The sequence below is a fragment of the Micromonospora sp. HB375 genome (assembly GCF_017872985.1).
Taxonomy (GTDB): domain Bacteria; phylum Actinomycetota; class Actinomycetes; order Mycobacteriales; family Micromonosporaceae; genus Micromonospora; species Micromonospora chalcea.
The window spans coordinates 340,130-354,266 of sequence record NZ_JAGGJO010000001.1 but is presented as its reverse complement, the minus strand read 5'-3'; the positions used below and the strand labels follow the sequence as shown (position 1 = coordinate 354,266).

General features: G+C 73.9%; 14 protein-coding genes. 6 read left to right on the top strand and 8 right to left on the bottom strand.

What is annotated here, in order from left to right; genetic code table 11:
• Positions 1 to 44: 44 nt before the first annotated feature.
• A complete protein-coding gene (locus J3R08_RS01785) occupies positions 45 to 1,655 on the top strand; it encodes an MFS transporter (RefSeq protein WP_209959743.1) in 1,611 nt (536 codons plus the stop codon).
• Complete coding sequence (locus J3R08_RS01780) at positions 1,652 to 2,329, top strand: futalosine hydrolase (RefSeq protein WP_064448810.1); 678 nt, start codon at positions 1,652 to 1,654, stop codon at positions 2,327 to 2,329. Before J3R08_RS01785 ends, J3R08_RS01780 begins: the two co-directional genes overlap by 4 nt.
• 56 nt (positions 2,330 to 2,385) lie before the next feature.
• Here J3R08_RS01780 and J3R08_RS01775 read toward each other — a convergent pair whose 3' ends face one another.
• Positions 2,386 to 3,369, bottom strand: a complete 984-nt coding sequence (locus J3R08_RS01775; RefSeq protein ID WP_209959741.1) for an NAD(P)-dependent alcohol dehydrogenase — start codon at positions 3,367 to 3,369, stop codon at positions 2,386 to 2,388.
• Between the two features lie 117 nt (positions 3,370 to 3,486).
• Here J3R08_RS01775 and J3R08_RS01770 point away from each other — a divergent pair, with 117 nt between their 5' ends.
• A complete protein-coding gene (locus J3R08_RS01770) occupies positions 3,487 to 4,197 on the top strand; it encodes a TetR/AcrR family transcriptional regulator (protein WP_209959738.1) in 711 nt (236 codons plus the stop codon).
• A gap of 34 nt (positions 4,198 to 4,231) precedes the next feature.
• A complete protein-coding gene (locus J3R08_RS01765) occupies positions 4,232 to 5,062 on the top strand; it encodes a 1,4-dihydroxy-6-naphthoate synthase (RefSeq protein WP_187693185.1) in 831 nt (276 codons plus the stop codon).
• Here J3R08_RS01765 and J3R08_RS01760 read toward each other — a convergent pair.
• Positions 5,023 to 5,409, bottom strand: a complete 387-nt coding sequence (locus J3R08_RS01760) for a cold-shock protein (protein ID WP_030503574.1) — start codon at positions 5,407 to 5,409, stop codon at positions 5,023 to 5,025. The genes J3R08_RS01765 and J3R08_RS01760 overlap by 40 nt on opposite strands.
• A 28-nt stretch (positions 5,410 to 5,437) precedes the next feature.
• Positions 5,438 to 6,061, bottom strand: a complete 624-nt coding sequence (locus J3R08_RS01755) for an HAD family hydrolase (RefSeq protein WP_030503575.1) — start codon at positions 6,059 to 6,061, stop codon at positions 5,438 to 5,440.
• Positions 6,062 to 6,098: 37 nt separating this feature from the next.
• On the opposite strand from J3R08_RS01755, the gene J3R08_RS01750 reads away from it, so the two are divergent.
• Positions 6,099 to 8,561 (top strand): helicase-associated domain-containing protein, encoded by a 2,463-nt coding sequence (locus tag J3R08_RS01750; RefSeq protein ID WP_209959736.1) that lies wholly within the window; start codon positions 6,099 to 6,101, stop codon positions 8,559 to 8,561.
• A 4-nt stretch (positions 8,562 to 8,565) separates the two neighbouring features.
• Here J3R08_RS01750 and J3R08_RS01745 read toward each other — a convergent pair whose 3' ends face one another.
• On the bottom strand, positions 8,566 to 8,802 hold the full coding sequence (locus J3R08_RS01745; protein WP_030503577.1) for a hypothetical protein: 237 nt from the start codon (positions 8,800 to 8,802) through the stop codon (positions 8,566 to 8,568).
• Between the two features lie 125 nt (positions 8,803 to 8,927).
• The gene (locus tag J3R08_RS01740; RefSeq protein ID WP_064448815.1) at positions 8,928 to 9,803 is read right to left on the bottom strand and encodes a L,D-transpeptidase family protein; all 876 of its coding nucleotides are present in this window, start codon (positions 9,801 to 9,803) and stop codon (positions 8,928 to 8,930) included.
• A gap of 186 nt (positions 9,804 to 9,989) precedes the next feature.
• Between J3R08_RS01740 and J3R08_RS01735 the strand changes: the two genes are divergently transcribed.
• Positions 9,990 to 11,669, top strand: coding sequence for a DNA repair helicase XPB (locus J3R08_RS01735; protein ID WP_209959734.1), 1,680 nt, complete (start codon positions 9,990 to 9,992; stop codon positions 11,667 to 11,669).
• Between the two features lie 51 nt (positions 11,670 to 11,720).
• On the opposite strand, the gene J3R08_RS01730 is transcribed toward J3R08_RS01735, so the two are convergent.
• The 3 genes from J3R08_RS01730 to J3R08_RS01720 all read right to left on the bottom strand — a co-directional run bounded on the left by J3R08_RS01730 (position 11,721) and on the right by J3R08_RS01720 (position 13,846).
• Positions 11,721 to 12,668, bottom strand: coding sequence for a zinc metalloprotease (locus J3R08_RS01730; protein WP_069088087.1), 948 nt, complete (start codon positions 12,666 to 12,668; stop codon positions 11,721 to 11,723).
• A gap of 139 nt (positions 12,669 to 12,807) precedes the next feature.
• Complete coding sequence (locus J3R08_RS32345; RefSeq protein ID WP_069088086.1) at positions 12,808 to 12,996, bottom strand: toxin-antitoxin system HicB family antitoxin; 189 nt, start codon at positions 12,994 to 12,996, stop codon at positions 12,808 to 12,810.
• Positions 12,989 to 13,846: a GNAT family N-acetyltransferase gene (locus tag J3R08_RS01720; RefSeq protein ID WP_209959732.1), complete on the bottom strand. Its 858-nt coding sequence runs from the start codon at positions 13,844 to 13,846 to the stop codon at positions 12,989 to 12,991. The genes J3R08_RS32345 and J3R08_RS01720 overlap by 8 nt, the downstream gene beginning before the upstream one ends.
• Positions 13,847 to 14,137: the final 291 nt, after the last annotated feature.

Sequence of the window (14,137 nt, the reverse complement as noted above, 5' to 3'; positions counted from 1 at the left end):
GGGTGATGCGGCGCGCGTGGATCGAATGGGCGAGGATGGGACGCATGGCGCTGTCCTCCCGCTCCGGCCGCTCCTTTCTGGGGCGGACCGTCGGCACCGGCATCCGCGCCACCCGGCTGCTGTTGCGCGGGTCTCTGCACGGCGGGCGCTGGATGACCCGCCGCGCCGGCACCGCCCGGGCCCGCAGCGCCGGCAACGAGGTGGGCATGGTCCGGCTGTTCGACCTGCACGCCCTCTCCTGCGCCGGCGACACGCTCATCGCCATCGGCCTGGCCGGGACGATCTTCTTCGACGTGCCGCTGGGCGAGGCACGCAACAAGGTCGCCCTCTACCTGCTGGTGACCATGGTCCCGTTCGCCATGCTCGCCCCGGTGGTCGGCCCGCTGCTCGACCACTTCCGCCACGGCCGGCGGTACGCGCTGGCCACCACCATGCTCGGCCGCGCGTTCCTGGCCTGGCTGATCTCCGACTACATCGGCGGCTTCGGGCTCTACCCGGCGGCGTTCGGCGTGCTCGCGCTCTCCCGGGCGTACGGCGTGGCCCGCTCGGCAGCGGTCCCCCGGCTGCTGCCCGAGGGCCTGGGACTGTCCCAGGTCGGGGCGCGGGCGAGCGTCTACGGCACGGTGGCGGGCGCGCTCGTCGCGCCGATCGGGCTGGCCGCGTTCTGGTTCGGGCCGCAGTGGCCGCTGCGGGTCGCGTCGGTGATCTTCCTGGTCGGCATGGTGATCTCCCTGCGGCTGCCGCCGAAGGCCGACTCCGAGCCGCCGGAGCGGATGCCGCACCCGCTGCGCGCGATGCGCCGCCGTGACGGCGAGCGCCCGCTGGGCCGGGGCCGCCCGGCCGGCCGCCTGGTGATCGCCACGCTGATCGGCGCGGCGGCGCTGCGCGGGCTCTACGGCTTCCTGCTGCTCTTCCTGGCCTTCGCCATCAAGGCCGGTGACCTGACCACCGACTTCTTCGGCCGTAACCTCGGCGCCCAGGGCGCGCTGGGCCTGGTCGGCGGCGCGCTGGCCGTCGGCACGTTCCTGGCCACCGCGATCGGCACCCGGCTGCGCATCCACCGGCCGACCGCGCTCCAGTCCAGCGGCACGATAGTGGTGGCCGGCGTGGCGGTGCTCGCCGCGCTGAAGTTCTCCCTGCCCATGGTGGCGCTGCTCTGCCTGGTGGCGGCGATGATGAGCGGGATCGCCAAGCTGACGGTGGACGCCTCGATCCAGGAACGCATCCCGGAGCGGCTGCGGGCCAGTTCGTTCGCGCACTCGGAGACCGCGCTGATGCTCGCGTTCGTAGCCGGGGGCGGGCTCGGGCTGGTGCCGTTCACCGGGCTGATCGGGGTGACCGTCGCCGCCGTGGTGGCCGCACTGGTGGCCGTACGCGGCGTGCTGGTCGCCGGCAAGCTGCGGGGTGAGCACCTGGTCGGCCGGCCGCTCGGCGACGAGGAACTGGCGGCGGAGCAGGCCACCCGGGCCGCGGAACCGGCCACCACCTCGTTCGACGACCCGGCGCCCACGTCACCGGCGCCTCAGCGTGCCGGCCCGCCGGAGGACGACGGGCTCGCGCCGCCCGGCTTCCACATCTACCGGCCCTCCTCATCGGTGGGCGGTTCCGGCGTCGAGGACACCGAGCGGCGCGACCCCCGGGGGCCGGTGGCGTGACCGGGCTGCTCGTGGTCACGGCGGTACCCGCCGAGGCCGAGGCGATCCGCGCCGGCCTGACCGCATCCGCCGCGCCGGACGGGACGGCACCGCCGGACGTGACGGTGCTGCCGGTCGGTGTCGGCCCGGCTGTCGCCGCTGCCGCCACGGCACGGCTGCTGGCGCTGGCCGAGGCGGCCGGGCGGCCGTACCGGGCGGTGGTCAGCGCCGGCATCGCCGGTGGCTTCGTCGGCCGGGTCGCGGTGGGCGGCACGGTGCTCGCCGACCGCAGTGTCGCCGCCGACCTGGGCGCCGAGTCACCCGGCGGGTTCATCCCGGTCGAGGACCTGGGGATGCCCCCCGAGCTGCTGGGCGGCGGCCGGATCGTGCCCGCCGACCCGGGCCTGCTGGCCGGGCTGCGGGCCGCCCTGCCGGGGGCGACTGTCGGCACGGTACTCACCGTGAGCACGGTGACCGGCACCGCCGCGAGCACGGCGGCGCTCGCGCAACGGCACCCGGACGCGGTGGCCGAGGCCATGGAGGGGTACGGCGTGGCGGTCGCCGCCGCCCAGGCCGGTGTGCCCTTCGCCGAGCTGCGTACGGTCTCCAACCCGATCGGTCCGCGCGACCGGAGCGCGTGGCGCATGCGCGAGGCGTTCGCCGCGCTGACCAGCGCCGCAGCCGCCCTCCACTGATCTTGTCCACCTGTGGACAACCCTGTGGACAACTCGCCGGGCTGGGGACGACGGCCTCAGATGGTGACGACGACCTTCGCCCGCGCGTGCTCGGTTTCGAGGTAGCGGATGGCGTCGGGCACCTCGTGGAGCGAATAGGTACGGTCGATGGCCACGGTGAGCCGGCCGGCCTCGGCGTGCTCGCGGAGCGCGTCCAGGTGCGCCCGGCCGGGTGAGGTGGCGAGCGCGACGATGCGCTGCCGGACGAAGGGCGCCGTCAGCCGTCCGCGGGCGAGCAGCCCGACCGGTCCGATGAGGCTGCCGCCGCGGTAGACGCCGCCGCCGGAGAGCACGAGCGTCCCGGTCGGCGTCAACGCGCGCCGCAGCGCGCGCAGCGAACGGTTGCCGACCAGGTCGAACACCACGTCGTGCCGGCGCCCGGCGCGGGTGAAGTCGTCGCGGGTGTAGTCGACCACGTGGTCGGCGCCGAGCGAACGGACCAGGTCGACGTTGCGGGTGCGGCACACGCCCGTCACCGTCGCGCCGAGCGCCTTGGCCAGCTGGACGGCGAGCGTGCCGACGCCGCCGGATGCCCCGTTGATCAGGACCCGGTGGCCGGGCCGGACCTGCCCGGCGTCGCGCAGCCCCTGGAGCGCGGTGACGCCCGCGAGCGGCAGGGCGGCGGCCTGCTCCGGGGACAGGTTCGCCGGCTGGGGCGCGACCAGGCGTTCGGGTACGCACACGTACTCGGCGAACGCGCCGTCGGCCTCGCCGAGGTCGGCGAAGACGGCGTCGCCGGGACGTATCTGCCGTACCCCGGCGCCGACGGCCTCGACCCGCCCGGCCACGTCGCGGCCACGGATGCGCGCCCGGGGCCGCGTGAGGCCGAGCGCCAGCCGCGACAGCCGGGGATCGCCGCGCATGACGTGCCAGTCGTACGCGTTGAGCGCGGCCGCCTCGACCCGGACCAGCACCTCGTCGGCGGCGGGTACGGGCGTGTCGACGTCGGCCAGCGCGAGTGTCTCGGGTGGGCCGTACCGGTCCTGGACGATCGCTCTCATGGTCCCGCTCCCTCCCAGGTGTACGGCGTACACCTCGATGGGGCCAGGCTAGGTGTACGCCGTACACCAGTCAAGGCGGATACTGTGACAACCGCCCCCGGGAAGGCGAGGAACCACATGCCGAAGCAGGCGGAGAAGGTGCGCCGGGCACCGCTGAGCAGGGACCGGATCCTGCGTGCCGCCGTCGCGCTCGCCGACGGGACCGGCATCGAGTCGCTCAGCATGCGCAACCTCGCCCAAGACCTGGGCGTCGTGCCGATGGCGCTCTACAAGCACGTGGCGAACAAGGACGAACTGGTCGACGGCATGATCGACGTCGTGGTCGCGGAGATCGATCCGCCGGAGCCCGGCGACTGGAAGCAGGCGATCCGGCGGCGCATCCTCTCGGCGCGACAGGTGCTGCTGCGCCACCCCTGGGCGCCGCTGGCGATCGAGTCCCGCAGCACTGCGACGCCGGCCGTGCTGGCGTACCTGGACTCGACGGTCGGGGCGCTGCGCGCCGGTGGGTTCTCCACCGACCTCGCCCACCACGTGATGCACGCGATGGGCAGCCGGGTGCTGGGCTTCAGCCAGGAACTGTTCGACGCCACCCGGCAGGCCGGCCGGTCCGGCGCGACATTGCCCGAGCCACCGGCCGACCTGCCGCCGGAGATGGCCGCCCGGTTCCCCAACCTCGCGGCGATCGCCACCGCGGCGTCGCACGACGGCGACTCGGTCGTCGGGCCGGGCTGCGACGACCAGTTCGAGTTCGAGTTCGCGCTGGACCTGCTGCTCGACGGCATCGAACGGCTGCACCGGAACGGCTGGACGTCACACCGGACGCTGTGACGGACGGCCCGGCCCCCGGGGTTACGGTGGGGACGTGGCGCTCTCCCTGGCGATCTCCCCCTGCCCCAACGACACGTTCGTCTTCGACGCCCTGGTGCACGGCCGGGTGCCCGGCGCGCCGCCGGTCGAGGTGACCTACGCGGACGTCGACGTGACCAACACGGCCGCCGAGCGGGGCGCGTTCGACCTGGTGAAGGTCAGCTACGCGGCGCTGCCCTGGCTGCTGGACGACTACCACCTGCTGCCCTGCGGCGGCGCGCTCGGCCGGGGCTGCGGCCCGCTGGTGCTGACCCGTGGCGACCGGACCGACCTGTCCGGCGCGACGGTGGCGGTGCCCGGCGAGCGGACCACCGCGTACCTGCTGTTCCGGCTCTGGGCGGCCGACCAGGCGCCGGCGCGCATCGAGGTGGTGCCGTTCCACGAGATCATGCCGGGCGTGGCCGCCGGCCGGTACGACGCCGGCCTGGTGATCCACGAGGCGCGCTTCACCTACCCGCGGCACGGGCTGACCGCGCTCGTCGACCTGGGCGAGTGGTGGGAGGGCGACACCGGGCTGCCGATCCCGCTGGGCGCGATCCTGGCCCGCCGGGGCGCTGTCGACCCGGCCGAGGCCGCCGCCTGGATCCGCGAGTCGGTACGCCAGGCGTGGGCCGACCCGGCTGCGAGCCGCGAGTACGTCCTCGCGCACGCGCAGGAGATGGAGCCCGACGTGGTGGACCGGCACATCGGCCTCTACGTCAACGAATTCACCGCCGACCTGGGTGAGGCCGGCTTCGCCGCCGTGGAGGCGCTGCTGGGCCGGGCCGCCGACGCCGGGCTCGTCCCTCAGACCTCCAGCTCGCGCGCCACCGCGTGGACCAGCTGAGCGATCTTCTGGGAGGTCTTCCGATCCGGGAAGCGACCCCGGCGCAGGTCCGGCTGGACCTTCGCCTCCAGCACCTTGATCATGTCTTCGACCAGGCCGTGCAGCTCCTCGGCCGGCCGGCGGCGCAGCTCCGCCACCGAAGGCGGCGCCTCCAGCAGCTTGACCCCCATCGCCTGGGCGCCCCGCCGGCTGTCCACGACGCTGAAATCGACCCGCTGGCCACCCTTCAGGTCGGCGACACCCGCCGGTAGCGCGCCCTTCGGCAGGAACACGTCGCCACCCTCGTCACTGGTGACGAACCCGTACCCCTTGGCGGCGTCGTACCACTTCACTCGACCCGTCGGCACCTGTTGAACCCCGCTCCACTCGAACCGTCTACCCCTCCAAGGCTAGCCCGATGATCCGGTCCAGCGCCCTCGGGAATTCGACGAGATCATCAAGCACCAGGTACGCCCCGGCCTCGGTCAGTTCGTCGGCCGAGCACGGGCCGGTCGCCACTGCCACGCCTGGGATTCCCGCAGCTCGCGCGGCGGCCATGTCGGCCACGTGGTCACCGACGTAGAGCGTCGCGCCGTGTTCGCGCAACGCGACCGCCTTCTGCTCGGCGAACACGTCCCCGGCCAGCTCGTCCACCGGTAGCCCGAGGTGGTCCAGGTGCAGCTTCGCCAGCCGACCGATCTTCGCGGTCACCACCATCGTCCGGCCGCCGCGCGCCTGCACCGCGCGCAGAGCGGCCTCCGCACCCGGCATCGGCACGGTCGGGGTGATCGCGTACGCCGGATACAACTCCCGGTAGAGCGTCACCGCCTCCTCGATGCGCTCCGGCGGGAACCAGTGCGCCAGCTCGGTGCGCAGCGGCGGGCCCAGCCGCGACACCGCCAGATCCCCGTCCACATGCACGCCGGTCCGCGCGGTGAGCGCCCGGAACGCAGCGGCGATCCCGGGGCGGGAGTCGACCAGTGTCATGTCGAGGTCGAAGCCGACCATCAGCGGAGGCATGCCGAGAACCTACCCAGCGGGCTAGCGTGGTACGACGATGACCACCTCACTCGCCGACCACCTGCGGGCCCTCCCCGACGAGTCCCTCGCCGCGCTGCTCCAACTGCGGCCGGACCTCGTCGTACCGGTGCCGGCCGACGTGTCCGCCCTCGCCCTGCGCGCCCAGTCCCGGGTCTCCGTGGCCCGGGCGCTCGACGGGCTGGACCAGTTCACCCTCCAGATCCTCGACGCCGCCCGCCTCACCCGCGGCCCCGAGGGCGCCACCTCCACCGACCAGATCCTGGCCATGGCCACCGCCGGGCCACGGCCCCCCGCGCCCACCGCGGTCCGCGCCGCCGTCGACCGGCTCCGGGCCCGGTTCCTGCTGTACGGCCCCGAGCACGACCTGTGCGTGGCCGGGGGCATCGACGAGGTGTCCCCGTACCCGGCGGGGCTGGGCCGGCCGGCGGCGGAGCTGGACCCGCGCGTGGCGGCCCTCTGCGCGGACCCGGCGAAGCTGCGGCGGACGCTGCTGTCCGCCCCGCCCTCGGCCCGCGCCGTCCTGGACCGGCTCGCCGCCGGACCGCCGGTCGGCACCGTCGCGCCGGGCGCGTTGGAGGCCCCCGCCACCGGCGCCGAGGACGTGCTCCCGCCGGACCTGGTAAACGGCGGCGCGCCGACCGGCTCCCCGATCCGCTGGCTGGTCGAGCACCGGCTGCTGGTGCGGATGTCCGGCGGCCGCAACGGCACCGTCGAGCTGCCCCGCGAGGTGGGGCTGGTGCTGCGCCGCGACTCCGGCCCGCTCGGCCCGCTGCGCACCAGCCCACCCGTGGTGTCCGGCCCGCCCCGCGAGGTCAAGTCCGTCGACTCGGCCGGGGCCGGGCAGACCATGGAGGTGGTCCGGCACACCGAGGCGCTGCTGGAGGCGCTGATCGTGGAGCCGGCCCCGGTGCTGCGCTCCGGCGGCGTCGGCGTCCGCGACCTGCGCCGGCTCGCCCGTGGACTCGGGCTGGACGAGACGACCACCGCGCTGCTGTTCGAGGTCGCGTACGCGGCCGGGCTGACCGGTGAGATGGAGCTGACCGGCGCGGCCACCACCCGCTACGGCGGCGACCAGCAGATCCTGCCCACCGGCGGGTACGAGGTGTGGCGCGCGGCGTCGCTGGCCCAGCGCTGGGAGCAGCTCGCCCGCGCCTGGATGTCGATGCCCCGCCAGGCCGGCCTGATCGGGCAGCGCGACGACCGGGACCGGCCCATCTCGGTGCTCTCCGCCGAGGCGGAACGAGCCGGCGCGCCCGCCGCCCGGCGTGCGGTGCTCGCCGTGCTCGCCGACCTGCCGGCCGGCACCGCGCCCACCCCGGACGAAGTGCTGGAACTGCTGGACTGGCGCGCGCCCCGGCGGGCCCGGGGGCGGGAGACGGCGCACCGGGAGGTGCTGGCCGAGGCGGCCTCGCTGGGCGTGACCGGACTCGGCGCGCTCACCACGTACGGGCGGCGGCTGCTCGCCGAGCTGACCGACGCCGACGAACGCGGCGACGACCCGCTCGGGCTGCGCTCCGACGCCGAGTCGGGCGACCCGTCGACCACCGTCCGCGCGCTGGACGGGCTGCTGCCCGCCCCGGTCGACCACGTGCTGGTGCAGGCCGACCTGACAGTCGTGGTGCCCGGCCCGCCCGACCCGGCGCTCGCCGCCGAACTGGACGTGGTGGCCGAGCACGAGTCGGCGGGCGGTGCGAGCGTGCACCGGGTCACCACGGGCAGCATCCGGCGGGCGCTGGACGCCGGCTACACCGCGGAGGACCTGCACGCGCTGTTCCGCCGCCGGTCCCGTACCCCGGTGCCGCAGGGCCTGACCTACCTGGTCGACGACGTGGCCCGCAAGCACGGCGGGCTGCGCGTCGGGTCGTCCGGCGCATACGTGCGCAGCGACGACGAGGCGCTGCTCACCGAGGTGCAGGCCGACCGGCGCCTGGAGCCGCTGGCGTTCCGCCGGCTCGCACCCACCGTGCTGGTCACGCCGTACCAGGTCAACCGGATGCTCACCGCGTTGCGCGACGCCGGGTACGCCCCGGTGCCCGAGGACGCCAGCGGAGCGACGGTGCTGGCCCGGCCGAAGACCCGGCGGGCGCCGGCCCGTACCGGGATCGGCCGCGCGGTGGACCCGCTCGCCACGCCGAAGCTGCCGATGCCCCGTCTGCTCGGCGTGGTGGAGCAGATCCGCCGGGGCGACGCGGCGGCCCGGGCGGCGCGGCGGGCCCCGGCGGTGGTCCGGGGCGGCGCGGCGGCGGGCGGTCCCGCCCCGGTGCCCGGTCACGGTGACGCGCTGGCGGTGCTCCAGCAGGCGGTACGGGACAAGGCGCTGGTCTGGGTCGGCTACGTCGACGCGCACGGGGCGACCGCGTCCCGGCTGGTCCGGCCGGTGTCTATCGGCGCCGGCTACCTGCGCGCCGAGGACGACCGGACGGAGATGCTGCACACGTTCGCGCTGCACCGGATCACCGCGGCCGTGCTGGAGGAGTGAGGCGTCACTCCCCGTTGCGGCGCAACGTGCCCACCACCGACACGGCCAGCAGCAACGCGAACGCCGCGCCGGCCGACTCGCCGACCGAGTCCACGAAGCCCTGCTGCTGCACCAACAGCCCGAACAGGAACCAGCCGAACACCCCGACGGCGGCGGCCGCGTAGCCGAACAGGACCGCCGTGGGCACCTCCTGCTGCTGCGTCCGCTCCTCGTCGGGAAGCACGTCCTGGTCAACGGTCATGGCAGTCCCTCCCCGTCCCGGCTTGGACCCGGCTTCCAGAGTGGCACCTGCCGGACCGGGCGGACAGGGGTTAAAACCCTGATCCGGGCCGTCCGGTCACGGGTGAGGGCGGGTTCCGGGCCGGTTCAGGTGCCGGGGCGGCGGCCGATCACCACCACGCGGGTGCCGACCGAACCCAGCTCCCACAGGCGTACCGCGTCGCGGTGCAGCAGGTTCACGCAGCCGTGCGAGCCGATCGCGCCGTTGTGCAGGTATGTCGTGGTCTCGTGGAAGCCGATCCCGCCGTTGAACTGCTGCCAGTACGGCAGCCACACCTCGTACGGGTTGGACCACTCGCGCGGGTTCTTCCGCCCCACCGAGTACGTGCCGGCCGGGGTGGCGTAGCCGGACATGCCGGTGCGGGTCACGGTCGGGCCCATCACCACCTCGCCGCCGCGCATCGCCCAGACCGTCTGCCGGGTCAGGTCGACGCAGAACGTCAGCCGGGAACCGGCCTTGCACCGCGCGGTGTCGGTGGCGGCCAGCCGCTTCGCCACGTCGTACGTGGTGGGGCCGGCGCGACCCGAGGACGGGCTGATGCCGTACCGGACCTGGAACTTCTTGATCGCGGCGCAGTCGGCGGCGGACTGCTCGCCGTCCACGGTCAGCGTCCCGAAGCCGCCCAGCCGGGTCAGGTACGTCTCCACGGCCCGCTGGTGCTCGCCCTGCGGGCACCCGGCGGACGCGCTCGGCTTCGGCCCGGGTTTCGTCGTCTTCGTCGCCTCCGGCGATCGGGAGGGTTTCGGCGAGGCCGTCCGGCTCGGCTGCGCCGACGGGGACGTGACCGGCTGCTCCGGCGTGGGCGACGCGCTCGCCCCCGATGCTCCCTCCGTCAGCCCGACCGGGCCGGGGGTGCTCCCCCCGGCGCCGTCCGCCTGCGGATCGAGCGCGCAGGCGCCGACACCGACCAGCACGACCACCGCCAGGGCGGTGACCCGGGCGAGAAACCGGACACGCTGCATGGGCCCTCCCTGGACAGTCGTCCCGCTTGCTAGACGTGTGGGACGAGTATGACGTTGCCTGTCCAGCCGGACTTTTTTGCGCAGCCCTCCGGCGTGCAACACTGGTTGGTCGGCCTCCGGCAGGTCAGCCGGGGTGCGGCGGGGTTCCGGGCAGCGGGGTTCCGGGCGATGCGAGAGGACGCTGGCGTGAGCGGTGGACCACTGATCGTGCAGTCGGACAAGACGCTCCTACTGGAGATCGACCACCCCGACGCGCAGGCGTGCCGGATGGCCATCGCGCCCTTCGCCGAGCTGGAACGCTCCCCCGAGCACGTGCACACGTACCGGCTGACGCCGCTGGGTCTGTGGAACGCGCGGGCCGCCGGCCACGACGCCGAGGGCGTGGTCGACTCGCTGATCAAGTACTCCCGCTACCCGGTGCCGCACGCGCTGCTGGTCGACGTGGCCGAGACGATGGACCGGTACGGCCGGCTCCAGCTCGCCAACGACCCGGTGCACGGCCTGGTGCTGCGCGCGCTGGACCGGGTGGTGCTGATCGAGGTCGCCAAGAGCAAGAAGCTCGCCGGCATGCTCGGCGCGAAGCTCGACGACGACACCATCGCGGTGCACCCGTCCGAGCGGGGCCGGCTCAAGCAGGCGCTGCTCAAGCTGGGCTGGCCGGCCGAGGACCTGGCCGGGTACGTGGACGGCGAGGCGCACCCGATCGAGCTGGCCGAGGCCGGCAAGGACGGCGGCAAGCCGTGGACGCTGCGGTCGTACCAGCGGGAAGCCGTCGAGGCGTTCTGGGCCGGCGGCTCCGGCGTGGTGGTGCTGCCCTGTGGCGCCGGCAAGACGCTGGTCGGCGCGGCGGCCATGGCCGAGGCGAAGGTGACCACGCTGATCCTGGTCACCAACACCGTGGCGGGACGGCAGTGGAAGCGGGAGCTGATCGCCCGCACGTCGCTGACCGAGGAGGAGATCGGCGAGTACTCGGGCGAGCGCAAGGAGATCCGCCCGGTCACCATCGCCACGTACCAGGTGCTCACCTCGCGGCGCGGCGGCGCGTTCACCCACCTGGACCTGTTCGGCGCCCGCGACTGGGGCCTGGTCGTCTACGACGAGGTGCACCTGCTGCCCGCGCCGATCTTCCGCTTCACGGCGGACCTCCAGGCCCGTCGCCGGCTCGGCCTCACCGCGACTCTGGTACGCGAGGACGGCCGCGAGGGCGACGTGTTCAGCCTGATCGGCCCGAAGCGGTACGACGCGCCGTGGAAGGACATCGAGCAGCAGGGCTGGATCGCCCCGGCGGAGTGCACCGAGGTACGGGTGACGCTCACCGACGCCGAGCGCATGGCGTACGCGACGGCGGAGGCCGAGGAGCGCTACCGGATGGCGGCCACCGCCCGCACGAAGCTGCCGGTGGTCCGCGCCCTGGTGGACCGGCACCCGGACGAGCAGGTCCTCGTCATCGGTGGATTCCTCGACCAGCTGCACCAGTTGGGCGAATACCTCGACGCGCCGATCGTGCAGGGCTCCACCACGAACAAGGAACGCGAGCGGCTGTTCGACGCGTTCCGCTCCGGCTCGTTGCGGACGCTGGTGCTCTCGAAGGTCGGCAACTTCTCCATCGACCTGCCCGAGGCGGCGGTGGCGATCCAGGTGTCCGGCACGTTCGGCTCCCGGCAGGAGGAGGCGCAGCGGCTCGGGCGGGTGCTGCGCCCGAAGGCCGACGGGCGGCAGGCGCACTTCTACACGGTGGTCTCCCGGGACACCATCGACACCGAGTACGCCGCGCACCGGCAGCGCTTCCTGGCCGAGCAGGGGTACGCATACACCATCGTGGACGCCGACGACGTGCTCGGGCCGACGCTGCCGACTGTCGACTGACCGGCGCGCGGCCGGGCGGGCCGCCGTGGTGCGGCCCGCCCGGTCTCGCGGTCAGCCCTTGCCGCTGGCCCGGAACGCGACCCAGGCGTCGCTCATCCGGTCGGCCTGGCCCGGGGTGAACATGTTCATGCAGGAGTCCTGCGTGTAGTCCATGAAGTTGTGGATCGGGTCCAGCCCCGGCGCGGTGCAGGTGTCCGCGCCGATCGGGCAGTTGAACTGCGGCGCCGCCTCACGCGGCGTGTCCGCCACGAAGTCGCCGGACGCGGAGCAGCCGTGCGCGAACGTGTGCTCCAGCATCAGCCAGTGCCCCACCTCGTGCGTGAGCGTGTCACCGAGCGCGTACTTGCCGGCCGTACCGCCCGGCATAGACTCGTCCAGCATCACCACGCCGTCGATGTAGTCGCGGCCGTTGTTGTAGCCCTTCGGGAAGTACGCCCAGCCGAGCAGCCCGTCACCGATGTTCGCCGCGTAGACGTTCAGGGTGCGGGAGTCACCGGTGTAGAGCGCCTTCTTCATGTCCCGCTCGTTCTTGCCCGGCACCACCGTGTACCAGGTGCTGTTGACGGTCCACGTGGTGTCGACCAGCGAGAAGCGGAACGGCGTGTCCGACGCGTCGGCCGCGGTACGACCCGCGAACGAGTCGTTGAGCACCGTCATCTGCGCCGAGATGAGCGTGTTCCAGCGGGCCTTCTCGGCCGCGCTCAGCTCGTGGTCGGAGATCATGTGGAAGACCGTCGGCACGGTGACGCTGCCGTTGGCGAGGCGCGGCGAGTCCTTGATGACGCCGTACGCCTTGGCCTCGTTCGTCGAGTAGAGCGCGGGCTCCTTTGCGGTGGCGCCCTCACGTACCCGGGCGGCGCTGTGGTTGTCCGCGCCCGGCTCGCACTCGGCGGCGGCGGGAGAGGCGGCCGTGGCCGCGACGGGGGCTCCGCCGGCGGTCAGGAAGGTGGCGGCGGCAGCGACGAGCACTGCCAGGTGGATCGTCGGTTTCCTGTGCATCGTTGCACCTTTCGGAAGGCATGAAAGGAGTACCGACGCGGGGTTGTCAAAGCTGCGGATCGATGACGTCGTCGTCCCGCCATAAGACCACGTCAATGGGTATCGGCAACAGTCCCCGGCAGGGACCGCTCCGGACGGGTCAGGCGGCGCTCAGCTTCCTCAGCAAGTACTGGTTCAGGCTCATGCCTTCCTCGGCGGCGTGGATGGCCAACTCTCGGTGCAGGCTCTCGCCGACCCGCAGGTTGAACTTGCCCGAGTACCTGCGCTCGGACAGCGGCTCAGCGCCGCCAGCCCGCGCAGGAATCGCCTCCCGCGCCGGGTCAGCCACGCAGGTAGCGGGCGCGGCGGCCGAAGTCGCGGAAGCCCAGCCGCCGGTACAGCCCGGCCGCCGGGTTGTCGTCGTTGACGCAGAGCCACGCGGCGTCCGCGCCCGCGTCGGCGAGGCCGCGCAGCACGCGCGCCACCAGGTACGCGCCGACCCGCCGCCCGCGCCAGTCCGGCACGACGCCGACCTGGTCGATCCAGTTGTCGAGCACGGTGACGAATCCGGCCGCCACGCCGTCCGGGCCGCGCGCGAGCAGCGTCAACTCCGGCCGGAAGTCCTCGTCGTCGCGCAGGTCGCCCAGCCACTCGTCGGCCTCCGGCTCCACGAATCCGGGCCGGTCGGCGAACGACGCGCGGTAGGTGGCGAACAGCTCCGGCCCCAGCGTGGCGGGCTCCACCGTGACGCCGTCCGGCGCGGTGACCTCGGGCAGCGCGTCGAGGCCGTGCCGCAGCACCCACTCCAGGAACGTCCGCGTGTAGCCGCGCTTGGCGAACAACTCCTCCGCGCCTACGTTCCACGTCTCCGTGATGAGCAGCAGCCCACCGTCGCCGGAGTGCTTCTCGGCCCAGTCGAGCAGCGCGCCGCCGAGCCCGCGCCCGCGCCAGGCCGGGTGCACCAGGCCGGTGGCGGTGGCCGGCGTCCGCCCGGCGCCGACCCCGACGGCCGCGACCAGGTCGCCGCCGGACCACGCCCCGTGGGTACGCGCCTGAAGCAGCCGCGCCCGCACCAGCGGGGTACGCCCGAACAGCGGCAGCCCGCCGTCAGTGGCGAGGCACGCCTGCGCCAGGCCGGTCAACGCGGGCAGGTCGTCCTCGCCGACTTCCCGCCACACAAGCGCACCCGTCCCGCCCACGCCCACTCCCGTCCCCCGCCCGACCCAGCACTCCGACGCAGTAGGCCCCACCCCGTCCCCACGGTCAACCGGATTCCCCACCCACCCACCCACCCACCCACCCCCCGCGTCGATCTTGGAGTTGTGGCGCCTCAGATGCCCGCTTCGCGGCTTACGCGAGGCACCACAACTCCAAGATCGGCGCGAGCGCGTGGGCAGCGCAGAAGAGGGCCGTGCGCGACTACCCCGCGCGCCCGCAACATGAGACGAGCGTTTCGCTCGCTGGGACTCGCGGAGATCTTGGAAGGAGAG